Annotated in this window: 20 protein-coding genes; all 20 read right to left on the bottom strand. The window is 64.7% G+C overall.

The annotated features are described in order from the left end of the window. Positions 1-75 precede the first annotated feature (75 nt). The 20 genes from L1277_RS04765 to rpoZ all read right to left on the bottom strand — a co-directional run bounded on the left by L1277_RS04765 (position 76) and on the right by rpoZ (position 22,677). Complete coding sequence (locus L1277_RS04765) at positions 76-1,533, bottom strand: glutamate synthase subunit beta (protein ID WP_253375172.1); 1,458 nt, start codon at positions 1,531-1,533, stop codon at positions 76-78. Beyond that, positions 1,526-6,103 carry a glutamate synthase large subunit gene (gene gltB / locus L1277_RS04760; RefSeq protein ID WP_253375171.1) on the bottom strand — a complete coding sequence of 1,526 codons (4,578 nt, stop codon included), beginning with the start codon at positions 6,101-6,103 and terminating at the stop codon, positions 1,526-1,528. The genes L1277_RS04765 and gltB overlap by 8 nt, the downstream gene beginning before the upstream one ends. 144 nt (positions 6,104-6,247) lie before the next feature. Further along, positions 6,248-7,216 (bottom strand): prolipoprotein diacylglyceryl transferase, encoded by a 969-nt coding sequence (gene lgt, locus L1277_RS04755; RefSeq protein WP_253375170.1) that lies wholly within the window; start codon positions 7,214-7,216, stop codon positions 6,248-6,250. Positions 7,217-7,266: 50 nt separating this feature from the next. After that, the gene (gene trpA, locus L1277_RS04750; RefSeq protein ID WP_374110165.1) at positions 7,267-8,058 is read right to left on the bottom strand and encodes a tryptophan synthase subunit alpha; all 792 of its coding nucleotides are present in this window, start codon (positions 8,056-8,058) and stop codon (positions 7,267-7,269) included. Continuing rightward, the gene (trpB, locus tag L1277_RS04745; RefSeq protein WP_253375168.1) at positions 8,052-9,263 is read right to left on the bottom strand and encodes a tryptophan synthase subunit beta; all 1,212 of its coding nucleotides are present in this window, start codon (positions 9,261-9,263) and stop codon (positions 8,052-8,054) included. The genes trpA and trpB overlap by 7 nt, the downstream gene beginning before the upstream one ends. 4 nt (positions 9,264-9,267) lie before the next feature. Next, the gene (gene trpC / locus L1277_RS04740) at positions 9,268-10,038 is read right to left on the bottom strand and encodes an indole-3-glycerol phosphate synthase TrpC (protein ID WP_253375167.1); all 771 of its coding nucleotides are present in this window, start codon (positions 10,036-10,038) and stop codon (positions 9,268-9,270) included. Between the two features lie 3 nt (positions 10,039-10,041). After that, a complete protein-coding gene (locus tag L1277_RS04735) occupies positions 10,042-10,272 on the bottom strand; it encodes a DUF6704 family protein (protein WP_253375166.1) in 231 nt (76 codons plus the stop codon). A gap of 83 nt (positions 10,273-10,355) precedes the next feature. Next, positions 10,356-10,970 (bottom strand): Trp biosynthesis-associated membrane protein, encoded by a 615-nt coding sequence (locus L1277_RS04730; protein WP_253375165.1) that lies wholly within the window; start codon positions 10,968-10,970, stop codon positions 10,356-10,358. Then, positions 10,967-12,511: an anthranilate synthase component I gene (locus tag L1277_RS04725; RefSeq protein ID WP_253375164.1), complete on the bottom strand. Its 1,545-nt coding sequence runs from the start codon at positions 12,509-12,511 to the stop codon at positions 10,967-10,969. The genes L1277_RS04730 and L1277_RS04725 overlap by 4 nt, the downstream gene beginning before the upstream one ends. Next, a complete protein-coding gene (gene hisI / locus L1277_RS04720; RefSeq protein WP_253375163.1) occupies positions 12,504-12,881 on the bottom strand; it encodes a phosphoribosyl-AMP cyclohydrolase in 378 nt (125 codons plus the stop codon). Before hisI ends, L1277_RS04725 begins: the two co-directional genes overlap by 8 nt. After that, positions 12,878-13,642, bottom strand: a complete 765-nt coding sequence (gene hisF / locus L1277_RS04715) for an imidazole glycerol phosphate synthase subunit HisF (RefSeq protein WP_253375162.1) — start codon at positions 13,640-13,642, stop codon at positions 12,878-12,880. Before hisF ends, hisI begins: the two co-directional genes overlap by 4 nt. A 13-nt stretch (positions 13,643-13,655) precedes the next feature. Then, positions 13,656-14,495 carry an ATP phosphoribosyltransferase gene (hisG, locus tag L1277_RS04710; protein WP_253375161.1) on the bottom strand — a complete coding sequence of 280 codons (840 nt, stop codon included), beginning with the start codon at positions 14,493-14,495 and terminating at the stop codon, positions 13,656-13,658. A gap of 57 nt (positions 14,496-14,552) precedes the next feature. Next, a complete protein-coding gene (locus tag L1277_RS04705; RefSeq protein ID WP_253375160.1) occupies positions 14,553-14,816 on the bottom strand; it encodes a phosphoribosyl-ATP diphosphatase in 264 nt (87 codons plus the stop codon). A gap of 13 nt (positions 14,817-14,829) precedes the next feature. After that, positions 14,830-15,510 carry a ribulose-phosphate 3-epimerase gene (gene rpe, locus L1277_RS04700; RefSeq protein ID WP_253375159.1) on the bottom strand — a complete coding sequence of 227 codons (681 nt, stop codon included), beginning with the start codon at positions 15,508-15,510 and terminating at the stop codon, positions 14,830-14,832. A gap of 27 nt (positions 15,511-15,537) precedes the next feature. After that, entirely contained in the window at positions 15,538-16,935 is a 1,398-nt protein-coding gene (locus tag L1277_RS04695; RefSeq protein ID WP_253375158.1) for an RsmB/NOP family class I SAM-dependent RNA methyltransferase, read from the bottom strand. Between the two features lie 10 nt (positions 16,936-16,945). Further along, positions 16,946-17,863: a methionyl-tRNA formyltransferase gene (gene fmt / locus L1277_RS04690; protein ID WP_253375157.1), complete on the bottom strand. Its 918-nt coding sequence runs from the start codon at positions 17,861-17,863 to the stop codon at positions 16,946-16,948. Positions 17,864-17,888: 25 nt separating this feature from the next. Beyond that, on the bottom strand, positions 17,889-19,976 hold the full coding sequence (locus L1277_RS04685; RefSeq protein ID WP_253375156.1) for a primosomal protein N': 2,088 nt from the start codon (positions 19,974-19,976) through the stop codon (positions 17,889-17,891). A gap of 2 nt (positions 19,977-19,978) precedes the next feature. After that, positions 19,979-21,172 (bottom strand): methionine adenosyltransferase, encoded by a 1,194-nt coding sequence (metK, locus tag L1277_RS04680; protein ID WP_253375155.1) that lies wholly within the window; start codon positions 21,170-21,172, stop codon positions 19,979-19,981. Positions 21,173-21,204: 32 nt separating this feature from the next. Next, positions 21,205-22,404, bottom strand: a complete 1,200-nt coding sequence (gene coaBC / locus L1277_RS04675; protein ID WP_253375154.1) for a bifunctional phosphopantothenoylcysteine decarboxylase/phosphopantothenate--cysteine ligase CoaBC — start codon at positions 22,402-22,404, stop codon at positions 21,205-21,207. A gap of 15 nt (positions 22,405-22,419) precedes the next feature. Continuing rightward, on the bottom strand, positions 22,420-22,677 hold the full coding sequence (gene rpoZ / locus L1277_RS04670) for a DNA-directed RNA polymerase subunit omega (RefSeq protein WP_253375153.1): 258 nt from the start codon (positions 22,675-22,677) through the stop codon (positions 22,420-22,422). Positions 22,678-22,733: the final 56 nt, after the last annotated feature.

Here is a 22,733-nt window from a genome sequence, read left to right as displayed (position 1 = left end):
TGCTTCTGCGCATGCGCGCTCTGGCTTGGTTTTGGCGGGATTATAAAAAGGGCGGAATGGACACGCAGTCCAAGTCTAGAGCGCGATGGCCCGATCCGTCGGGCGAACAGGTGCCGGGAGGTCGGTCTCGCCCTCGAGGTACTTGTCAACAGCAGCGGCAGCAGCGCGACCCTCGGCGATCGCCCAGACGATTAACGACTGGCCTCGGCCGGCATCGCCGGCGACAAAGACGCCGGGCTCGCTGGTCGCGTATTCACCGTTGCGCTCCACGTTTCCGCGAGCATCGAACGGCAGTGACAGCTGGCTGCCGAGGTCGTGCGACTCGGGACCGGTGAAGCCGAGGGCGAGAAGCACCAGGTCGGCGGGAATCTCCCGCTCCGTTCCGCTCTTCGGCACACGACGGCCGTCGACAAACTCGGTTTCGGCGACACGGATGGCGCGAACTTCGCCAGACTCATTGGCAAGGAATTCGACCGTCGAAACGAGGTACTGGCGTTCTCCACCTTCCTCGTGTGCGCTCGAGACCTCGAACAGCGTCGGCGTTGTGGGCCACGGCTGTGCGTCGGTTCGAGAGGTCGGAGGCTGTGTACCGATCGCGAGGTTCGTCACACTCGCTGCGCCCTGGCGGTGCGCGGTCCCGATGCAGTCCGCACCGGTGTCACCGCCACCGAGGACGACGACATGCTTATCCTCCGCAGAGATCTGGCCGGGGACGTCATCGCCGGCGCCGGCCTTGTTCTGCTGTACCAGGTACTCCATGGCGAAGTGCACGCCGGAGAGATCGCGGCCCGGAATGGGAAGGTCACGCGGAACCATGGCACCTGTCGCAATGACCACGGCGTCGTAGCGGGCGCGCAGGGCGTCCCAGCTGATGTCGACACCGATGTTCACTCCGGCGCGGAAGCGGGTTCCCTCGTCGGTCATCTGCTTGAGACGAGCGTCGATGTGCTTCTTTTCCATCTTGAAGTCGGGGATGCCGTATCGCAACAGGCCACCGATCCGGTCATCGCGCTCGTAGACGGCGACGGTGTGGCCGGCGCGGGTGAGCTGCTGGGCAGCAGCGAGTCCGGCGGGTCCAGAGCCGACAACGGCGACGGTTTTACCGGTCAGGCTTTCCGGCGGGTGCGAATCGACCCAGCCGTTGGCGAAAGCCTGATCGATGATCGACACCTCGACCTGCTTGATCGTGACCGCCGGCTGGTTGATACCGAGCACGCACGCGCTTTCGCACGGTGCGGGGCACAGTCGACCGGTGAACTCGGGGAAGTTGTTCGTTGCGTGGAGACGCTCGATGGCCTGTCGACCTTCCCCGCGCCAGGTGAGGTCGTTCCACTCCGGGATCAGGTTCCCCAGAGGGCAGCCCTGGTGGCAGAACGGCACACCACAGTCCATGCATCGACCGGCCTGGCGGCGCAATTGGGTGGGGTCGCCCTGTTCGTAGACCTCTTTCCAATCCATCAAACGGATTGGGACGGGCCTGCGCTTGGGCAGTTCGCGTTCTGTGACCTTCAGGAAGCCTTTCGGATCAGCCACCGGTTACCTCCAGGATTCGGCCCCAGACAACATCGCCATCGGGATCAAGTCCTTCGGCAACGGCGTCCTGTCGGGTACGCAGCACGGCTGCGTAGTCGCGGGGCAGGACTTTGACAAATTCAGCGAGACCCGTCTCGCCGTCGGCGAGCAGGCGCGCGGCGAGCGGTGAACCGGTTTCGCTGTGGTGACGTTCGAGCAGGTCCCGGACGATCTCGACATCGGCGCTGCCGAGAGGCAGGAGTTCGAGTTCGCCAGAGGCAAGGGCCTCACGGTTGACCTTTTCCGCCGTCAGCCGGTAGACGTACGCCGTTCCGCCAGACATTCCCGCGCCCAGGTTGCGACCGGTCTCGCCGAGAATCACGGCGAGCCCTCCGGTCATGTACTCCAGCGCGTGGTCGCCGACCCCCTCGACGACCGCGGTCGCGCCGGAGTTGCGGACGAGGAAACGCTCACCAACGATGCCGGAGAGGAACATGGTTCCCTGGGTTGCGCCGTATCCAATGACGTTTCCAGCGATGACGTTCTGCTCGGGTGCGAACTCGCTTGCGGCCGGAGGCGCGATCACGATCTCGCCGCCGGAGAGTCCCTTGCCCACATAGTCATTTGATTCGCCCTCGAGCCGAAGGGTAATTCCGCTCGGCAGGAAGGCTCCGAAGGATTGACCGGCAGATCCGGTGAGGCGAACCTCGATGGACCCGGACGGAAGGCCGTTCTCGCCGTGGCGGAGGGTGACCTCGTGGCCGAGCATTGTTCCGACCGCCCGTTCGGTGTTGCGAATCGAATGGCTGAGCGTCACCTGGCCGCCGTGCTCAAGCACGTTGCGGCTCTCAGCGATGAGCTGAACGTCGAAGTGTTTCTCGAGTTCGTGCTCCTGATTGCGGGCGTGCGTTCGAGGCTCGGTCTCGGCGAACTGAGGTCCAACCAGGATCGGCTCAAGGTTGAGGCCTGAGGCCTTCCAGTGCTGGATCGCGGTGTTCGTGTCGATGAGCTCGTTGTGGCCGATGGCCTCCTGGAGACTGCGGAAGCCCAGCGCCGCAAGATATTCGCGCACTTCTTCGGCAATGAACTGGAAGAAGTTCACGATGAACTCTGGCTTGCCGCCGAACCGTTCGCGGAGAACGGGGTTCTGCGTTGCAACGCCGACCGGGCAGGTGTCGAGATGGCAGACGCGCATCATGATGCAACCGGAGACGATGAGCGGTGCCGTCGCGAAACCGAATTCTTCGGCACCGAGCAGTGCACCAATGATGACGTCGCGACCGGTCTTGAGCTGACCGTCGACCTGGACGACGACGCGGTCACGCATGCCGTTGAGCATCAGCGTCTGCTGAGTTTCAGCGAGGCCGAGTTCCCACGGCGTGCCGGCGTGCTTGAGCGAGTTCAATGGACTCGCTCCGGTTCCGCCATCGTGGCCGGAGACCAGAATGACATCGGAGAGCGCCTTCGCAACGCCGGCCGCCACGGCTCCAATTCCGGACTGGCTGACCAGTTTGGTGTGGATACGGGCGGAGGGGTTGGCGCGCTTGAGATCGAAGATGAGTTGCTTGAGGTCTTCGATCGAGTAGATGTCGTGGTGCGGAGGCGGTGAGATGAGCCCAACGCCAGCCGTCGCGTGACGGGTACGCGCAACCCACGGGTATACCTTGGTCGGCGGCAGCTGGCCGCCTTCACCGGGCTTGGCACCCTGCGCGAGCTTAATCTGGATGTCGTCAGCGTGGGTGAGGTACATACTCGTGACGCCGAAGCGACCTGACGCGACCTGCTTGATGGCGCTGCGGCGCTCAGGGTCGAGGAGTCGTTCGGTGTCCTCGCCACCCTCACCGGTGTTGCTCTTCGCGCCGAGCCGGTTCATGGCAATTGCCAGTGTCTCGTGCGCCTCCGCCGAGATGGAACCGTAGCTCATCGCGCCGGTGGAGAATCGCTTGACGATCGACTCGACCGATTCCACCTCGTCGAGGGGAACGGGCTGCCGGTCCCCCGTGCGCAACTTGAACAGTCCGCGGAGCGTCATGAGGTTCTCGGCCTGGTCGTCAATCATCCGCGTGTAGTCGCGGAAGATGTCGTAGCGCCGAGTCCGGGTCGAGTGCTGCAACCGGAAGATCGTGTCCGGGTTGAAGAGGTGCAGGGAGCCATCCCGGCGCCAGGCATACTCGCCGCCGGTCTCGAGTCTCTCGTGAGAGGTCTTGGCCGTGTTGAGCGGGTACGCCGCCTCGTGCCGCTTGAGGTTCTCCGCCTGGATGACCTCGATGCCCACTCCGCCGAGCGTTGACTGCGTTCCGGTGAAGTATCGGTCGACGAACTCCTGGCTGAGCCCAACGGCTTCGAAACACTGGGCGCCAGCGTATGACGAGACCGTGGAGATGCCCATCTTGGACATGATCTTGAGAACACCCTTGCCGAGGGCGTAGATCACGTTGCGAACGGCCTGCTCGGCGCTCACTCCGGTGATGGCGCCACTGCGGACGAGGTCCTCACAGGTCTCCATGGCGAGGTACGGGTTGACCGCAGAAGCGCCATAGCCGATGAGGGTGGCGACGTGGTGTACCTCGCGGACGTCTCCGGCCTCGACGACGATGCCGACCTTGAGCCGGTTCTCCGCCCGGATGAGGTGATGGTGTACCGCCGCAAGGATGAGCAGCGACGGGATCGGGGCGAGGTCCTTGTTCGAGTCGCGGTCGCTGAGCACGATGAACTGTGCTCCGGCCGCGATGGCCTCGTCGACCTCGGCGCAAATGGCCTCGATCCGGTCCCGCATCGCGTCTGGGCCTTCATCGAACCGGTAGAGGGCGCGAATGGTCGTCGTGGTGCGCGAGCCGTGGCGCGGGTCGATGTGCTGGATCTTCGCGAGTTCGTCGTTGTCGATGACGGGGAAGTCGAGGACGACCTGCCGCGCGTGCTCCGGACCCGAGGTCAGGAGGTTGCGCTCGGGGCCGAGGCCCAGCTTGAGCGACGTGACAACTTCCTCACGAATCGAGTCGAGCGGCGGGTTGGTGACCTGCGCGAACTGCTGGGTGAAGTAGTCGAAGAGCAACCGTGGCCGCTTGGAGAGTGCGGCGATCGGTGTATCCGAGCCCATGGCGCCGAGCGGCTCTGCGCCGTTCTGGCCCATGGGCTTGAGCAGAATCCGAACCTCTTCTTCGGTGTAACCGAAGGTGCGCTGGCGTCGGGTGACGGAGGCGGGAGTGTGCACGATGTGCTCGCGTTCGGGCAGGTCGGAGAGGTTGATGCGACCCGCGTCGAGCCACTCACCCCACGGCCGTGATGCTGCGAGCGTCGACTTGATTTCGTCGTCTTCGATGAGGCGCTGGGCTTCGGTGTCGACGAGGAACATCTTGCCAGGGCGAAGGCGACCCTTGCGCTTGACGCGCTCCGGAGCAATGTCGAGGACACCGATCTCGCTGCCGAGAACGACGAGTCCGTCGGTGGTTTCGAGCCAGCGGCCGGGGCGGAGGCCGTTGCGGTCAAGTGTCGCACCGACGAGTGTTCCATCGGTGAAGGTCAGCGCGGCCGGGCCATCCCACGGTTCCATCTGCATGGAGTTGAACTCGTAGAAATCGCGGAGCTCCTGAGGCAGGTCTGGCTGCTTCTCCCACGCCTCAGGAACCATCATCATCATGGCGTGCGGCAGGGTGCGGCCGGTCAGGGTGAGCAGTTCGAGCACTTCGTCGAACGATGCCGAGTCGCTGGCACCTGGCGTGATGATCGGGAGCAGCGGACGGATGTCGCCAATCAGCTCACTCTCGAGCTGCGACTGGCGGGCTCGCATCCAGTTGCGGTTTCCCTCAACCGTGTTGATCTCACCGTTGTGCGCCATCATTCGTAGTGGCTGGGCCAGCGGCCAAGACGGGAATGTGTTCGTCGAGTAGCGCGAGTGGACGATGGCCAGTTTTGACGCAAAGCGCTCGTCGCTGAGGTCCGGGTAGAACGGCTCGAGCTGGAGCGTGGTGACCATGCCCTTATAAACCAGCGTCCGGCAGGACAGGGAGATGAAGTAGGCATTCAGTTCGCGCTCTGCACGCTTGCGCAGGCGGAACGCCTGCCGATCGAGAGCGATCCCACTCGCGGGAGTACCGGCATCCGTCGTCTGGGTACTGCGAACGAACAGCTGCTCGAATGCAGGCATGGCCTCGAATGCGAGCTTGCCGAGGTTGGAGTCATCGATCGGAACCTCGCGCCAGCCGAGGACCTTCAGGCCCTCCGCCGTTGCGAGCTTCTCGATGCCGGCCTTAAGCGTGTGGCGGGTGTCAACGTCAAGCGGAAGGAACGCGATGCCTACCGCGTACTCGCCAGCCGGGGGAAGGTCGAAGTCGGTGACCGCACGCAGGAACTCGTCGGGCACCTGAGTGAGGATCCCCGCGCCGTCTCCGGTTCCCGCGTCAGAACCGATCGCCCCGCGGTGTTCAAGGTTTCGCAGCGCGTCAAGCGCAGACACGATGATGTCGTGTCCCGCCGTTCCACGCAGCGTCGCAACCATGGCGAGACCACATGCGTCTTTCTCACGAGCCGGGTTGTACAGCCCCTGTGCAGGGGGTACAAGACTGAACTGTGAAAAGGTGGGCCTGGGCTCCATCGATTACCGTCCTCACGTACTTACAGATTGCGCGGGACAACGGTGGCCCAGAAATGAGTGGAGGAGGTCGCTGGCCCGACATTGGGCTGAGTAGTGCTCGCGAGCGACCCGCTCGGGTTTAGAAGGCGCCGGGTAGAGGCAATCCTAGGATTTCGAGCCGATCTCGCTTGTGGCGGTGGTCTCTGACGATTCGAGTGCGTGATCAGGCTCGCTGACATCCACATAATCCGAATTAGTGTGTGTCGATTGTACACCGGAGCCGGAGCCGTCCCATTCCCGCCCGGGAACGTATGCGCTCGGTTCTATTCCGGTGTGCCGGCGTGACTGCACGATCAGGATGGCCAGGCCGATCAGGATGGCGAGAAGCGCAGCCCAGATATTGACCCGCAGGCCGAGGAAGACCTCGCTCGGATCGACCCGAATCGATTCCCACACGGTGCGGCCGAGGCCGTACCAGATGAGGTAGAGACCAAGCACTTTGCCCCACTGCAGCCGGAAGCGGCGCTCGAGCAGGATGAGGACGGCAACACCGAGGAGGTTCCAGATGACCTCGTAGAGGAAGGTCGGGTGAAACAGCGTGCCCTCGGGCAGGCCTTCAGGCCAGGCGGCGTTCGAGGAGTCGATTTCGAGTCCCCACGGCAGTGTCGTCGGTGTTCCGTACAGTTCCTGGTTGAAGTAGTTGCCGAAGCGCCCGAAAGCCTGGGCCAGCAGCAGGGCCGGAGCCACCGCGTCCGCAAACGTCAGGAAGCGGATGCCTGTCATCCTGCACCCGATCCACGCACCGATGGCACCGCCGATGAGCGCACCGAAGATGGCGATACCGCCCTCCCAGATGTACAGCGTGCGGAGAAGGTCGGCACCGGGGTAGAAGTAGTCGTTCGGATGGGTCAGGACGTGGAAGACCCGAGCGCCGATGATCCCGAGCGGAACAGCCCAGAGAATGATGTCGAGAACGATACCCGGTTCAGCGCCGCGACGGTTGAGCCGTGCGTTGGTGAGGAAGGCCGCCGCCACAATGCCCACGAGGATGCACAGGGCGTAGAAGTGGATCGTGAAGTTGCCCAGCTGAATAGAGCTGACGTCTGGACTGGGAATGCTGAGGTGGAAGGACACTGCGCTCCACGCCTTTCTCGGGATGACTGCTCGGACGTGCGCGTATAACTCTAGTTCGCGGGTGCGGTGCCTCGGGACAGTTCCCGGGCCACGGACGCGACGCTCTCAATGCCCCCGGTGGCGAGGGCCTTCACGAGCGCTGAACCGACGATGGCGCCGTCGGCGTACTCGAGCACTTCGCGCACCTGGTCTCCCGTGGAGATTCCCACTCCGACGCAGGCGTTTGTGGCGCCAGCGTCACGGAGGCGCGCAACGAGGGACTTCGCAGCCGAGTCAACGTCGGCGCGAGCCCCGGTGACTCCCATGGTCGACACGGCATAGACGAACCCACGGCTGGCTTCGACGGCCTGCTTGAGTCTCGCCTGGGTCGATGACGGCGCCGCGAGGAAGACCCGGTCGAGGCCGGTGCGCTCCGAGGCGGTCAGCCATGGTTCGGCTTCGTCCGGAATCAGATCGGGTGTGATGAGCCCTGCTCCCCCGGCGGCCGCGAGGTCGTCGGCGAATCGGTCAACGCCATACTGCACGACCGGGTTCCAGTACGTCATCAGCAAAACGGGCACGTTCACCTGGCTGGTGATCGCGCGCACCGCGTCGAAGCCGTGCCTGAGCCGGAAGCCGTTCGCCAGTGCCTGCTGGGTCGCTTGCTGGATTACCGGGCCATCCATGACGGGGTCCGAGTACGGCAGCCCGAGTTCGATGATGTCAACGCCGTTCTGCGCGATGGCGACCGCGGCGTCAACGCTCTCCTCAACCGTCGGGAATCCTGCGGGCAGGTACCCGATGAGGGCGCCGGTTCCGCTGTCGCGGCGGAGCTGTAAAACGGATGCCACGCTCGTCACGATTGTTCTGCTCCCGAATCGATGAGGTCGAAGTACCGACCGGCTGTTTCCATGTCCTTATCGCCACGACCGGACAGGTTGATGAGAATCGTCGCGTCCGGGCCGAGCTCCTTGCCGAGCTCGAGCGCACCGGCCAGCGCGTGCGCGCTTTCGATCGCCGGGATGATTCCCTCGGTGCGGCTCAGCAGCCGGAGTGCACTCATTGCCGCCGCGTCGGTGACCGGTCGGTAGGTGGCTCGGCCGAGGTCGGCGAGCCAGGCGTGCTCCGGTCCAACGCCCGGGTAGTCGAGGCCCGCAGAGATCGAGTGGGACTCGATGGTCTGGCCGTCCTCGTCCTGCAGCAGGTAGCTGCGGGCACCGTGAAGAACTCCGGGGCGACCCTTGGTGATCGTGGCGGCGTGCCGCAGCGTCTCCGCGCCTTCGCCGGCTGCCTCGAACCCGTAAAGCGCAACGTCGGGGTCATCGAGGAACGCATGGAAGATGCCGATGGCGTTCGAGCCGCCTCCGACGCACGCGGCGACCGCGTCCGGGAGTTTTCCGGTGAGCTCAAGGACCTGGGCCCGGGCTTCCTCGCCGATGATCTTTTGCAGGTCGCGAACCATTGCCGGGAAGGGGTGTGGCCCGGCGACCGTTCCGAAGATGTAGTTGGTCGAGTCGACGTTGGTTACCCAGTCGCGCATGGCGTCGTTGATGGCGTCTTTGAGCGTGCGCGATCCGGTCTTGACGGCGACAACTTCGGCTCCGAGAAGGCGCATGCGGGCGACGTTGAGCGCTTGCCGCTCAGTGTCGACCTCACCCATGTAGATCACGCAGTCGAGTCCGAACAGGGCAGCAGCGGTCGCGGTTGCGACACCGTGCTGGCCGGCCCCGGTCTCTGCGATCACGCGGGTCTTACCGATCCGCTTGGTGAGGAGGGCCTGCCCGAGCACGTTGTTGATCTTGTGTGAGCCCGTGTGGTTGAGGTCTTCGCGCTTGAGGATCATGCGCGCTCCCCCGCCGTGCGCCGCGAAACGCGGAACTTCGGTGATGAGCGAGGGGCGACCCGTGTAGGTCTTGTGCAGTTCGGTCAGTTCGGCTGCGAACGCGGGGTCGACCTTCGCGAGCTCCCACGCCTCCGACAATTCATCGAGCGCCGCAACGAGCGACTCAGGAACGAAACGTCCCCCGAACTCGCCGAAGTATGGGCCTGTTTCGTCCCGTAGTGCCATGTGTCTATACCGCCAGGAATTCGCCGAGGGTGAGAATGGGGTCGTTGGTCACGAGCGCTTCGCCGATGAGGACAACGTCAGCGCCGGCCGCACGGTAGTGGGCGACGTCGGACGGTGCAAGAACGGCGGATTCCGCCACGCGCACGACTCCGGAAGGAATTTGGGGAGCGAGCTCGCCGAAAAGGTTGCGGTCGAGTTCGAAGGTCGAGAGGTTGCGCGCATTTACGCCGATCAGCTCGGCGCCGAGGTCGAGCGCTCGCTCAAGCTCCTCCGCGCTGTGCGTTTCGACCAGCGCCGTCATCCCGAGTTCGCGGATCAGTCCGTACAACTCGGTCAGCGTCCTGGTGTCGAGCGCGGCGACGATGAGCAACGCAAGGTCGGCTCCGGAGGCGCGCGCCTCGAACACCTGGTACGGCACCGAGATGAAGTCCTTGCGCAGGACGGGGATCGACACGGCTTCGCGAACGTTTTCGAGGTCGGCCAGTGATCCCTTGAAACGGCGGCCCTCGGTGAGCACGCTGATCGCGCTTGCTCCCCCGGTCTCGTAGGACAGCGCGAGTTGGGCCGGGTCAGCAATCTCAGCGAGCGGTCCGCGGGACGGACTCGCTCGTTTGACCTCGGCGATGATTTTAACGCGGTCGGCAGGAGCAAGAGCCGACAGGGCGTCAAGCGCGGGCGGTGCAGCAAGCGCGGCGGACTCTACGTCTGAGAGCGGTCGTGTGAGTTCACGATCGCGGGCATCCGAGAGTGCGCCGGCCATCAGATCGGCCAGCACGGGCTAGTGTCCCTTGGCCGCGTACTTCGAGCCGTTGACGCCGTAGCCGACCTTGGCCAGGATCCAGCCTACGATCGCGCCGACAACGAGAAGCCCAGCCGAGGCCCACACGAGCCACGGCATGTCGAGCCAGAACGCCACCGTACCGATGACGAACGCGATCAGCATGATGGTCACCGCCGTCCACGCGGCTGGTGAGTGGCCGTGTCCGAGGTCGGTTGACTCGTCGCTCATGGTTCTCCTTCAAATCTTGGTGCGTATTCAGTCTACCGGGTGGGTGCACCGGCCCGGTCGCGTGTTGCGGTGAGGGGGGGGGCTTAGCGGGTGGGGTCGTCCCCGCGTGAGAGTTCGTCCCAGCTGTCGACGGCGTCTGGCATCTCGTCGCCCGCGACGGGCTCCATCCGCACGGCAGAGTATTTCTTCGACGAGCGGGGCCAGACCCGGGCAGTAACCACGATGCCGATGCCCGCGGCCGCGATCAGTACCCCGAAGGCCAGGGTCAGGGCTGGCCATACGGAGAGCGACGTTGAGTTGACGATCGCAGCGACGGATGATGCGCCGGCGATGCCCGTGGCATCCGTTACTGCAGGTTCAGCCGCACCGACGGGATTGCTGAAGACGAGGATCGCAGACAGTGCAATGCTTGCACCGAGCAAAAGCTGAAGGACCCCGAGGATGTAGCGGAAGCCGATGCCGGCGATCGCCAGCGCCGCCGCGAGGGCGAGGGCGGCCAGCGACAGTGCCGCCAGCGCGGGGGCAGCGATGCTGCCATCGACGGGGAGCGGCTCACCGCCGGGCTCGGTCAGGGTGACGGTCAGCCACTGCTGGGTCCAGGCGATGAGGGTGAGTCCTGCAAGCGCGAGGGTGCCGAGCATGAGCGAGTACTTGACCCGCTTGCGTGGGCTTTTCTGTGGTGGTGACGCGTCGGTCATTTCACCCTCGTCATTGCGTTGGCAACGGCAACGGCGCGAAGCGGTGCTGCTGCTTTGTTCTGGGACTCAAGAAATTCACTGTCGGGGTTGGAATCGGCGACGAGGCCTCCCCCGGCCTGCACATAGGCAACGCCGTTCATGATGGTCGCCGTGCGGATGGCGATGGCCAGGTCGGTGTCACCGGAGAACGCGAAGTAACCGACGACTCCCCCGTACACGCCGCGCTGAGCCGGTTCGAGCTCGTCGATGATTTCAAGTGCCCGCGGCTTGGGGGCGCCCGAGAGCGTTCCGGCCGGGAAAGTGGCCTTGAACACGTCGACGGGTGACGCACCCTGTCGGAGGTTGCCCTCCACGCTTGAGACCAGGTGCATGATGTGGCTGAACCGCTCAATACGCATGAACTCGGTGACCTCGACGGTACCCGCCGTGCAGACCTTGAGCAGGTCGTTGCGGGCCAGATCGACAAGCATGAGGTGCTCGGCGCGCTCTTTCTCGTCGGCGGCGAGCTCAGCAGCAAGCTCCGCGTCGGCCTCTGGCGTTTCGCCGCGCGGCTTCGAGCCCGCGATCGGGTGGGTGAACACACGACCCTTGTGCACCTTGACGAGCGCCTCGGGTGACGAGCCGACGATCGAGTACGGCGTGCCGTCGACGGTGTGCAGGTTGATCAGGTACATATACGGGCTCGGGTTGAGAGCACGCAGGATGCGGTACACGTCGATCGGGTCCGCTTCACACTCCTGATCGAAGCGCTGGGAAATGACAACCTGGAAGATGTCACCGTTACGGATGTGTTCCTTCGCGGTGACAACGGAGTCGAGGAAGTCTTTCCGGCGGGTGCGGTGCGTCGGCGACGGCGGCGTCGTGAGATCGACGTTCGCGAGCCACGCCTCGCTCGGTTTGGCGAGCTGAGACTGCATGATGTCGAGCCGGTCCTGGGCGTTCTTCCATAGGACGTCCGTGCTGTCCAAACCGTCGTTGAGGACGTTGGCGATGAGCTGCACGGTACCGGTGCGGTGGTCGATGACGACGAGGTCCGCCACAAACGACAGCGCCTGCCCCGGAACGTCGAATTCACGTACCGGCTGGTTGGGCAGGCGTTCAATCTGCCGGATGGCTTCCCAACCGATGAACCCGACGAGCCCACCGGTGAGCGGTGGGTGGCCCTCGATGGGTGGAGTCTCCCAGCGGCGGTGCAACTCGGAGATGGCTTCAAGCGGCGTCAGCGTGTCGGTGTTGCCGAGGGCCCGTTTGGCGCTGATGCCGTAGTCGAGCCAGGTCACCGCGTTCTCGGTCTGGGTGAGCACGCCGAAGCTCGAGACACCGACGAAGGAGAACCGCGACCAGATGCCACCCTGCTCCGCCGACTCGAGCAGGAAGCTCCCCGGCCGGTGGATGGCGAGTTTGCGGTAAATGCCCACCGGGGTCTCACCATCGGCGAACAGTTCGCGAATCACCGGAATGACCCGGTGATCGGCCGTGAGCTGCCTGAATGCCGCGCGCGTAGTGGTGCCTGCTGATGTCGGCGCAGAATGATTAGACATCGTCGTCCTCGTCGCTGTCGGGCACGTCACCAATGACCGGGTTGAGCTCACGGGAGTCGAAGCAGGTGCGCGTCCCGGTGTGGCAGGCCACCCCGACCTGTTCGACCTGGATCAGCAGGGTGTCATTGTCACAGTCGAGCGAGGCGCCGCGAACGTATTGAGCGTTGCCTGACGTGTCGCCCTTGCGCCAGTACTCCGACCGCGACCGCGACCAGAAAGTCACCCGCCCCTCGGTCAGTGTGCGCCGGACGGCCTCATCATTCATGTAACCGAGCATGAGCACTTCGCCGGTGTCCCACTGCTGGATGATGGCGGGAACGAGCCCGTCAGGGTTGAAGGAGATGGACTCGATTGTGGATGAGACGCTCATGAGCGCACCAGGATCCCTTCGCTTGCAAGCTCTCGTTTCACGTCACCGATCGTCAACTGACCGGAGTGGAAGACGCTCGCGGCCAACACGGCGTCTGCACCGGCCGCGATGGCCGGCGGGAAGTGTTCGACCCGCCCCGCGCCGCCAGATGCGATCACCGGGACGGAACTGATGTCACGCATGAGAGTGAGGAGTTCAAGATCGAATCCCTCCTTGGTGCCGTCAGCGTCGATGGAGTTGACGAGCAGCTCGCCTGCTCCGCGTTCGATGGCCTCACGTGCCCAGGCCAGCGCATCGAGCGTTGTCTCGGTGCGTCCACCGTGGGTGGTGACCACGAACCCGGACTCGGTGGTTTCGGACCGCTTGACATCGAGTGAGAGCACGAGCACCTGCGCCCCGAATCGATCGGCGATCTCGCCGAGTAGGGCCGGGCGGGCGATGGCCGCGCTGTTGACGCCGACTTTATCGGCGCCGCTGCCTTGCAGGCGCGCGACATCTTCAGTGCTGCGGATGCCTCCCCCAACGGTGAGGGGAATAAACACCTGTTCCGCGGTCCTCGTCACAACGTCGTAGGTGGTTGCCCGATTGTCGACGGTGGCGGTGACGTCCAGGAAGGTCAGTTCATCGGCACCCTGCTCGTAATACCGCCTGGCCAGTTCAACCGGGTCGCCGGCGTCACGCAGATTTTGGAAGTTGACGCCCTTGACGACGCGGCCGTCGGCAACGTCGAGACAGGGAATGACGCGGCAGGCTACGGTCATCGTCCGCTCCGCCCTACAGCCTCGCCGCGTGGATGGCGCTGACGAGGATGGCGCGAGCGCCGATCTCGTAGAGTGCATCCATGATCTGGTTGGTGTGCGCGCGCGGGACCATCACCCGGACGGCCACCCATTCCTTGTCGCGAAGAGGTGAAACGGTTGGTGATTCAATGCCGCCGGCGATCGCGGTCGCCTGATCGAGCAGCCGCTCGGGCAGGTCGTAGTCCATGATCACGAACTCGCGAGCGACGAGCACTCCCTGCAGGCGACGGCGGAGCGTTGCCAGTCCTGGTTTCTCCTCCGGGGCGCCGATCAGGACAGCCGTTGATTCGAGGATGACGGGCCCGAAGATGTCCAACTCCGCTTTACGCAGCGTCGTACCGGTTGAGACAACGTCAGCGACAGCATCCGCTACGCCCAAACGCACCGCAGATTCAACCGCACCATCGAGGGGAACGAGGTCGACCGAAACGTTGTGGTCGGCGAGGAATGCGCCGACGAGGCCGGGGTAGCTGGTTGCGACTCGGAGACCGGCGAGGTCCTCCAGCGCGGAGAACTGGCCGACGGGTCCAGCGAAGCGGAAGGTTGAGTCTCCGAAGCCGAGGCTCTCGATCTCGACGGCTTTCGATCCTGAGTCGAGCAGGAGGTCCCGCCCGGTGATTCCCACATCGAGGGCACCCGAACCGACGTAGGTTGCGATGTCCCGCGGGCGAAGGAAGAAGAATTCGACGTCGTTTCTGGCGTCGATGAGGTGAAGTTCTTTGGGGTCGCGGCGACCGGCGTATCCGGCCTCTGACAACATCTGTGCGGCCGTCTCGGCCAGGGAACCCTTATTGGGCACTGCAATTCTCAGCATGGGTAGTTCTCTCGGTAGGTGATCGAATCGTGGCGGCGGGAGCGCGCTCCCCGTTCGTCACAGATGTCGATAGACGTCCTCGGGCGAGAGTCCTTTGGCGATCATCATGACCTGCAGGTGGTAGATCAGCTGGGAGATCTCTTCAGCGGTCTCGGTGTCACTCTGGTATTCGGCGGCCATCCACACTTCGGCGGCCTCTTCGACAATCTTCTTACCGATGGCGTGGACGCCAGCGTCGAGTTCGCGGACGGTGCCGCTGCCTTCCGGCCGGGTGTGGGCCTTGGCAGAAAGCTCAGCGAACAGATCGTCGAATGTTTTCACAGGTATCAGGGTACTAGCGATTGGAGGTGTGGTCGTGCGCGTGACTCATCGCAGTGCGTCTCAGAGTGTCGATCTGGAGCGCAGGATTCTCCGCAGCGAACACGCTTGAGCCCGCCACAAAGGTGTTGGCACCCGCTTCAGCCGCAATCCCGATGGTGTCTTCGGTGATTCCACCGTCGACCTGGAGCCAGAGATCGGCGCCGGTTCGCGCGGCTGTCTCGGCGAGTAGCCGGAGCTTGGGCATTGTCTCCGGCATGAACTTCTGCCCGCCGAAGCCGGGCTCGACCGTCATCACGAGAATCTGGTCGAACTCATCGAGGAGCTCAAGGTACGGCTCAGCGTCGGTTCCGGGTTTGAGGGCCAGGCCGGCGCGAGAGCCGATCTGCCGCAACCGTCGAGCGACAGCCACAGGGTCTGACGTGGCTTCAGCGTGGAAGGTGACACTGAAGGCGCCAAGCTCGGCATACCCCGGAGCCCAACGCTCGGGCGCGTCGATCATGAGGTGCACGTCGAGTGGAATCGGCGAGACGTCCTGGATGCGGCCGACCATCCCGGGGCCGAAGGTGAGGTTGGGAACGAAATGATTATCCATCACGTCCACATGCACCAGGTCAGCGGAACTGATCGAGTGCAGGGCACTCTCCATGTTCACGAAGTCAGCGGCCAGAATGCTGGGGTTGATCCGGATTGACATAGCTCGAGCCTATCGAACCGCGGCGGCTCAGACTTTGGTGATCAGCGCGATGAACATGGCGTCTGTGCCGTGGCGGTGCGGCCACAACTGCACGGTGGTTCCTGCCCGTTCGGTTTGCTGGTCGCCGAGGTCGATGGGTTCCCGAGCGACGGACTGCACGACGGCAGCGGTATCGAGGAGCTCGGCGCCGTCGCCCAACCGACGAAGTGAGTCCAGCACGACGCTGCGGGTTTCCGCGAGGTGCGGCGAGCAGGTGACGTAGGCAAGCACTCCCCCGGGTTTGAGCGCGGCGAACGCCGACAACAGTAGCGACTGCTGCAGTTTGGTCAGGTCACCGACGTCCTTGGCCGTCTTGCGCCATCGCGCTTCAGGTCGCCGGCGCAAGGCGCCGAGTCCGGTACACGGGGCATCCACGAGGATGCGGTCATACGACTCTGGCTGCATCTCGCCGATAGTGGTTCCGTCGAGCTCAGTTACTGGAATGTCGCCCGGCACCGGAGCGACAGCGCGGCGCACGAGTTCGGCACGCGCCGGCACCACTTCATTGGCGGTGAGATGGGCACCGGAAAGTGCTGCTTCGGCACCGAGGAGTGCCGTCTTGCCGCCTGGACCGGCACAGAGATCGAGCCACCGTTCACCCTCTGCGATCGGGCGGGCCCGGGTGAGCGCGAGGGCGGCGATCTGCGAGCCTTCATCCTGCACCCGGAGGCGACCGGCTTCATGTCGAATGGCGGTGTCCGGGTCGCCACTGGCCAACACGAAGCCGAAGGGCGAATAGGTGTCTCGCTCGGCGTCGTCGGGCAGGGAAGCGAGCCCGGGAAGGGCGATGAGGTTCACCCGCGGGGCGGCGTTGTCGGCGGCGAGCAGGTCTTCGAGTTCATCGGTCCGACCCTCAGCGGCGAGGGCCTGTCGAAAGGCTCGGACAATCCACGCCGGGTGCGCGTGCTCGGTGGCCAAACGGTCGTCGGTCGTCTTCGCCGTTGCGAGCACCCGTTCTTTCCACTCCTCAGGAGTGGAACGGGAAAGGGTGCGGAGCACTCCGTTAGTGAATCCGACAGCGGACCGAGACCCGACACTCCGGGCGAGGGTGACCGACTCGTTGACCGCGGCGTGCTGGGCGACCCGGGTAGCGAGCAGCTGATGGGCGCCGAGGCGCAGCACGTCCAGGATGTCGGGGTCGATGTCGCTGACCGGCCGGTTTGCGGCCAGGGCGATGACCCGGTCGTAGTAGCCCCGCATGCGGAGGGTGCCGTAGGTCAGTTCGGTCGCCAGCCCGGCATCGGCCGTGTTGAGTGCCTGACGGCGGATCAGAGTCGGCAGCAGGAGGTTCGCGTACGCATCGTCACGGCTGACCGCGGAGATCACGTCGAACGCGACCCGGCGTGAGGGCTGGACAGGAGCTGGAGTGTATGGCGCGGCATTCATTGTGTGGCTTCTACTCTGCCACGATTTGCGGGTCGTGACCGAGGCCCCGCCACCAGTCGGCGGCACGCATGGCCGCCTTGCCCGCCGGTTGAACCGTCACCAGCTCAAGCGCGGTTGACCCGGTACCGATGAGGACGATCTTGTCGCGCATCGTGATCGTTCCTGGCGGCAGGGTAACGTCGGTCCGCGCGCGCGCGTCGAGGATCTTGAACCGCGCGCTACCGATCGTCGTGTGCGCGCCGGGCTCGGGCGTGACGCCGCGGAAGCGGTTGTATAGAACGTCTGCCGGTTCGGTCCAGGCAAGCCGGCCGTCGTCGAGTGTCAGTTTCGGAGCAAGAGTGGGTTCTCCCGATTGAGGCACCGCCGTGGCATTTCCCCGGGCGATGTCGTTGACAACCGACACGAGAAGTGAACTGCCGACGTCGGCCAGTTCGTCGAGCAGCTCTCCCGCCGTGATGTCCGGACCAACCGGATGCTCCACTGTTCCGTAAAGGTCACCGGCGTCGAGCTCGGGCACCAGCTGAAACACGCTGGCTCCGGTGACCGTGTCGCCTGCAATGAGTGAGCGCTGCACTGGCGCTGCTCCGCGCCACGCAGGGAGTAGAGAAAAGTGCAGGTTGATCCAGCCGTGACGGGGCGTCGACAGCAGCGGCTCTCGCACGAGTCCGCCGTACGCAACGATGACGCCGAGGTCAGCGTCGAGGGACCGCACTGTGTCGGCCATGCTCTCGGTCAGGCGGTTAGCCTTGAGCACCGGGATGCCCCGCGCAACAGCGGCTTCGGCGACCGGCGACGGCGTGAGAACGCGTTTTCGGCCGAGCGGTGCATCTTCTCGCGAGATCACGGCTACTACTTCGTGCTCGGTGTCGAGGAGCGCGAGCAGGCTGGAAACGGCAACGGACGGTGTCCCGGCAAAGACAAGCCTCATGCGAAAAACGGGGTGGTGCGGGTGGTCATGACAGGATCTCCGGGTCGTCGAATCGTACCTTCAGTGTAGGAGCCTGCCGATACGCAGCCTTGCCGGCTGGTGGCTTTCGCCGTTTGGTCGCGTTCTTCACCACGGTCGCCCGCAGTTCCCTGGCCGCAGCCTGCGCTTTGCCGTAGTCCAGCCGCAGGATGGTGCGCACACCGTTTTCGGTTGGCACCGGTCCGAGCACGTCGGCAGGCACCAGCGAGGTGACAGCAGCGACCGCTTCGCTCACGGCTGCATCATCTCCAGTGACGGATGCTACGCGTACCGCGGGTGGGAATCGTAACGTGCGTCGGTCGGCCAGCTCTGCGGAGGCGAACGCCGGTTGGTTCCAGGTCGCGAGGGCCGTCGCGAGGGTGCCGGAGACCCCGGTCAGGACGACCGGCGCCCCCGGTGCGCTCAGCGCGGCCGCGTTGGACCACCAACGCAGGCAGTCCTCCGCGATGCGCAGGGACTCGGCTGCGAGCATTCGGTCACCGTCGAGAAGCAGCACGGCCGCGTATCCCCCGTCGGCGACGGGTTCGGCGCCGCGGGTGGCGATCACGAGGGCCGGCGAACCGGAGACACCAATCACCTGCCGTTCGCCGTCGGACACGACGACCTTGACACCGGGAAACGCGCGCCCGAGTTCTTCGGCGGTCCGCCCGGTGCCACGGGTCACCAACCGCAGCTTCGTGCCCTCACAGTTGTCGCAGGACCAGTTGCCGGCGATCGCACCGCACAGTGTGCACGCGGGAAGCGCACCCGCTCGAGGGATCCCCAGCGGTCCGGAACACACGGTGCACCGCGCCGCTTGAGTGCACCGTGCGCAGGCGATGACCGGAGCGTATCCCGGCCGGGCGACCTGCACAAGCACGGGACCCTTCTCAAGCGCCTCCCGCGCCTGCCGCCAGGCCAGCGACGGGATGCGCGCGGCCACGGCGCCGGGTTCGACGACGTCCGACTGCGCCGTGAGCATAACGCGCGGGGTGTACAGGCGGGTCGGCTCGACCGGGGTGAGCCAGCCCATCTCGACGAGCCTCTGAACGTCAGCACTGCGACTGTGACCGGCGAACACCAGAGCGGCGCCGGACTCTTCCTGCCGCACAAGGGCGGCGTCGCGTGCGTGGACGTATGGTGAGAGCGGCTCGGAATGCAGTGGGTCACCGTCGTCCCAGACCACGAGAAGCCCGAGCTTGGCGGCAGGGGCGTACACCGCTGAGCGGTTGCCGAGGATGATCCGAGGTGCGTCGGTGAGGCAGTCGAGAAATGACCGATATCGCTCGGCATTAGATTGTCTGGCGTCGACCCTGGTGAGCTGCTCGAGCGGAACCCGGCGCTCCAGTGCAGCCTGCAACTGATCCTGGTCCCGGTAGTCGGGCAGAGCCACGATGACGGAGGAACCGCTCGCCAGCACGCGCTCACTCAGTTCCGCGATGGTGACGGCCCAGCGGCCCACCCATGCGCCTCCGATGTCAGCCACCGTGGGGATGGCGGCCAGCGCGACCCGGCCCCCGGCGTCGACAGCGTCGGTGAGCGCCACCGGGTAGTCCGATACACCGGGCAACGTCGCGGTCATTGCGTCGGACGTCGGCGCGACCGCCGTGTCGTCGGTGTCGTCGGCTTCGGCTTCTTCGGCGTCCTGGGTATCGTCCCGGGCTTCGGGAGCTCCGGACCGGAGAGCGTCCTGCTCGGCCAACCAGGCTTTTTCCACCCGCACCTGCCGTGGTGGGATGGCCAGCCGAAGGATGTCGGTTGCCGACCCGGCCGCGCGATCAGCCAGCCGTCGGGCAAGACTCCACAATTCGGGCGTGAGCACGGGAACCGGCGACACGACGGAGTCGATGGGGCTCAGTGCGCCCTCGAAACCATCGGCCTTCTCCGCCACCTCAACGATGTACCCACGATTGAGCCGCCCCGCCGAACGGAACGGCACCATCACTCGAACGCCCGGAATCGCCGTATCGGCGAGTTCAGGCGGAATGCTGTAGTCGAAGAGGTGGTCGAGCTGAGGAAGCGGTGAGTCGAGAGCGACCCGGGCGACGCGAGCGGGTGCGGCATCCACCGGCGTGGTTTCAGCCGGCGTCGTCATGGTTACAACCCGGCCGCGCTCTGCAGGTCGGCAACCCGGTCGAGCCGCTCCCAGGTGAAATCGGGAAGCTCACGACCAAAGTGCCCGTATGCCGCAGTCGCAGCGTAGATCGGACGAAGCAAATCGAGGGAAGAGACGATGGCTGCGGGGCGCAGGTCGAAGACATCGCGAATGGCGTCGACGATGGTCGTTTCCGAGACCTTTGCAGTACCGAAGGTCTCGACATAGAGGCCGACGGGCGCGGCCTTGCCGATGGCGTACGCAACCTGCACTTCGAGCTTGTCGGCGAAGCCAGCGGCGACTGCGTTCTTCGCAACCCAGCGCATGGCGTATGCCGCGGAACGGTCGACCTTCGACGGGTCTTTTCCGGAGAAGGCTCCCCCGCCGTGCCGCGCAGCGCCACCGTAGGTGTCGATGATGATCTTGCGACCGGTGAGCCCTGCGTCACCCTGCGGCCCGCCGATGACGAATCGACCGGTCGGGTTGATGAGGAAGTTGACGTCGGAGGTGTCGAGGTCGACGGTGTCGAGTACCGGCTTGATGACGAGTTCGGCGACGTCGGCGCGGAGCCGCTCCACGTCGATCCCGTCGCGGTGCTGGGTCGACAGGACGATGGTCTCCACGGTGCGTGGGGTGATTCCGTCGTAGCCGATGGTGGCTTGCGTCTTTCCATCCGGGCGGAGGTAGTCGAGCTCGCCGGACTTGCGAACCTCGGAGAGCCGCTCGGCCAGCCGGTGGGCGATCCAGCCTGGAACCGGCATGAGCTGCGGCGTCTCGGTGGTGGCGTAACCGAACATGATGCCCTGGTCGCCGGCGCCCTGCGCGTCGAGCGCGTCGGAGCTCGACTGTTCACGGGCCTCAAAGGCCGAATCAACACCCTGTGCGATGTCGGGCGACTGCTGGCCGATCGACACCGAAACGCCGCACGACTTTCCGTCGAACCCGACGTCGGAGTGGTCGTAGCCGATCGACGTCACCAGTTCGCGGATGAGGGCGGGAATCTCGACATAGGCCTCGGTCGTCACTTCACCGGCAACGTGCACGAGCCCGGTGGTGACGAGGGTCTCAACGGCAACCCGGCTGTGGGGATCTTGCTCGAGCATCGCATCGAGGATGCTGTCGGAGATTTGGTCGCAAACTTTGTCTGGATGCCCTTCGGTGACAGATTCCGAGGTAAACAGGCGCAGCTGCGTCATACCAACTCCAAGTGGGACGGGGTGAGTTCGGGCTAGCGGGAGACGAGTGAGTCGAGGATGCTGTGTGCAACGTCAAGCTTCTCGCCCGAGGCCTTCATCACTATATCTCCGCCCCGTGACAGCATCACGACACTGTTACGGTCGGTGGAGAATCCTTCCGACCAGCTCACCCGGTTGAGGACGAGGTAGTCACAGCCCTTACGCTCAAGCTTCGATGCACCCAGTTCGATCAAATCGTCCTCGGAGTCGGCGGTCTCGGCCGCGAACCCCACGACGAGTCCGCGCGGGTGCGATGCGGCCAGGGTGGCGAGAATGTCGGGGTTCTTGACGAGAGTGAGGGTTAGTTCGTCCCCCGTCGTTTCTTTCTTGATTTTGGCCTGGCGGACTTCGGCCGATCGATAGTCAGCAATAGCGGCGGCCATGATGGTGATATCTGCCGTCGCCGCGGCATCCGTCACCGCAGTCAGGACGTCCGCCGCCGTTGGAGCCGAAATGACCTCGATGCCGTCTGGCACGGGCACCTCCAGGTGGGAGGCGATGAGGGTTACGGATGCGCCTCGGGCAGCCGCGGCCGTCGCGAGGGCCACCCCCTGCTTTCCGCTGGAGCGGTTGCCGATATATCGGACCGGGTCGAGCGGTTCTCGAGTGCCACCGGCGGTCACCACGACGCGCTTGCCGATGAGATCTTTCGCCGTTGGCCGTACTCGCTCGAGCGCTGCGGCGACGATGGTTTCCGGTTCTTCCATTCGACCCGGGCCTGAATCGTTTCCGGTGAGCTGGCCGGATGCGGGGCCAACGATCGTGACGCCGCGGGCGCGGAGAGTGGCGATGTTCGCCACGGTCGCGGGGTTCTGCCACATTTCGGTGTGCATGGCCGGGGCAACGACCACGGGAGCTGTACTTGCAAGCACGGTGTTGCCCAGCAGGTCATCGGCGAGCCCTGCGGCCAGTTTCGCGATGGTGTTGGCCGTGGCCGGTGCGATGACGATGAGGTCGGCGGCCTGGCCCAGGGCAACGTGGCGAACTTCGGCGACACCCTCATAGAGTTCGGTGTGCACCGGGTTACGCGAGATCGCCTCGAGGGTCGGCCTGCCGACGAATTTCAGGGCGCCAGCGGTCGCAACGACCTGGACCGAGTGTCCTTCTTTCACGAAAAAACGGATGACACCGACCGCTTTGTATGCGGCGATGCCACCCGTAATGCCGACAACGACGTTCAGTGTGCCTGTCATCGGGAAACGCTGAAACTATTCGGCGATGGGGCGCACAACGAGCTTGTCTTCGTTGATCTCGTGAAGAGCAACGGACAGTGGCTTGTCTTCCACCTGCGAGTCGACGAGCGGGCCGACGTTGTCAAAGAGGCTGCCTTCATGCAGGTCAGCGTAGTAGTCGTTGATCTGACGAGCGCGCTTCGACGCGAAGATCACGAGAGCGTACTTCGAGTCGACCTTGCTCAGCAGGTCGTCGATGGGCGGGTCAATGATTCCCTTGGGTTTTTCAGCCATAACTGAAGTTCACACTCCTCGTGCGTTGCGGATTTCTGGAAGAAGGCCGGGAAGCG

Source organism: Okibacterium sp. HSC-33S16 (assembly GCF_024171565.1).
Taxonomy (GTDB): domain Bacteria; phylum Actinomycetota; class Actinomycetes; order Actinomycetales; family Microbacteriaceae; genus Mycetocola_A.
The sequence above is the reverse complement of the archived record's forward strand: the minus strand, read 5'-3'. Positions and strand labels throughout refer to the sequence as shown.

What these genes read in the sequence shown, in the direction of transcription:
- metK (WP_253375155.1), bottom strand. Translation starts at nt 21,172, where the DNA reads ATGACGCAGCTGCGCCTGTTTACCTCGGAATCTGTCACCGAAGGGCAT.
- hisI (WP_253375163.1), bottom strand. Translation starts at nt 12,881, where the DNA reads ATGAGCGTCTCATCCACAATCGAGTCCATCTCCTTCAACCCTGACGGG.
- rpe (WP_253375159.1), bottom strand. Translation starts at nt 15,510, where the DNA reads ATGTCAATCCGGATCAACCCCAGCATTCTGGCCGCTGACTTCGTGAAC.
- trpB (WP_253375168.1), bottom strand. Translation starts at nt 9,263, where the DNA reads ATGGCACTACGGGACGAAACAGGCCCATACTTCGGCGAGTTCGGGGGA.
- gltB (WP_253375171.1), bottom strand. Translation starts at nt 6,103, where the DNA reads ATGGAGCCCAGGCCCACCTTTTCACAGTTCAGTCTTGTACCCCCTGCA.
- L1277_RS04730 (WP_253375165.1), bottom strand. Translation starts at nt 10,970, where the DNA reads ATGACCGACGCGTCACCACCACAGAAAAGCCCACGCAAGCGGGTCAAG.
- L1277_RS04685 (WP_253375156.1), bottom strand. Translation starts at nt 19,976, where the DNA reads ATGACGACGCCGGCTGAAACCACGCCGGTGGATGCCGCACCCGCTCGC.
- L1277_RS04735 (WP_253375166.1), bottom strand. Translation starts at nt 10,272, where the DNA reads ATGAGCGACGAGTCAACCGACCTCGGACACGGCCACTCACCAGCCGCG.
- fmt (WP_253375157.1), bottom strand. Translation starts at nt 17,863, where the DNA reads ATGAGGCTTGTCTTTGCCGGGACACCGTCCGTTGCCGTTTCCAGCCTG.
- L1277_RS04725 (WP_253375164.1), bottom strand. Translation starts at nt 12,511, where the DNA reads ATGTCTAATCATTCTGCGCCGACATCAGCAGGCACCACTACGCGCGCG.
- rpoZ (WP_253375153.1), bottom strand. Translation starts at nt 22,677, where the DNA reads ATGGCTGAAAAACCCAAGGGAATCATTGACCCGCCCATCGACGACCTG.
- hisG (WP_253375161.1), bottom strand. Translation starts at nt 14,495, where the DNA reads ATGCTGAGAATTGCAGTGCCCAATAAGGGTTCCCTGGCCGAGACGGCC.
- L1277_RS04695 (WP_253375158.1), bottom strand. Translation starts at nt 16,935, where the DNA reads ATGAATGCCGCGCCATACACTCCAGCTCCTGTCCAGCCCTCACGCCGG.
- hisF (WP_253375162.1), bottom strand. Translation starts at nt 13,642, where the DNA reads ATGACCGTAGCCTGCCGCGTCATTCCCTGTCTCGACGTTGCCGACGGC.
- coaBC (WP_253375154.1), bottom strand. Translation starts at nt 22,404, where the DNA reads ATGACAGGCACACTGAACGTCGTTGTCGGCATTACGGGTGGCATCGCC.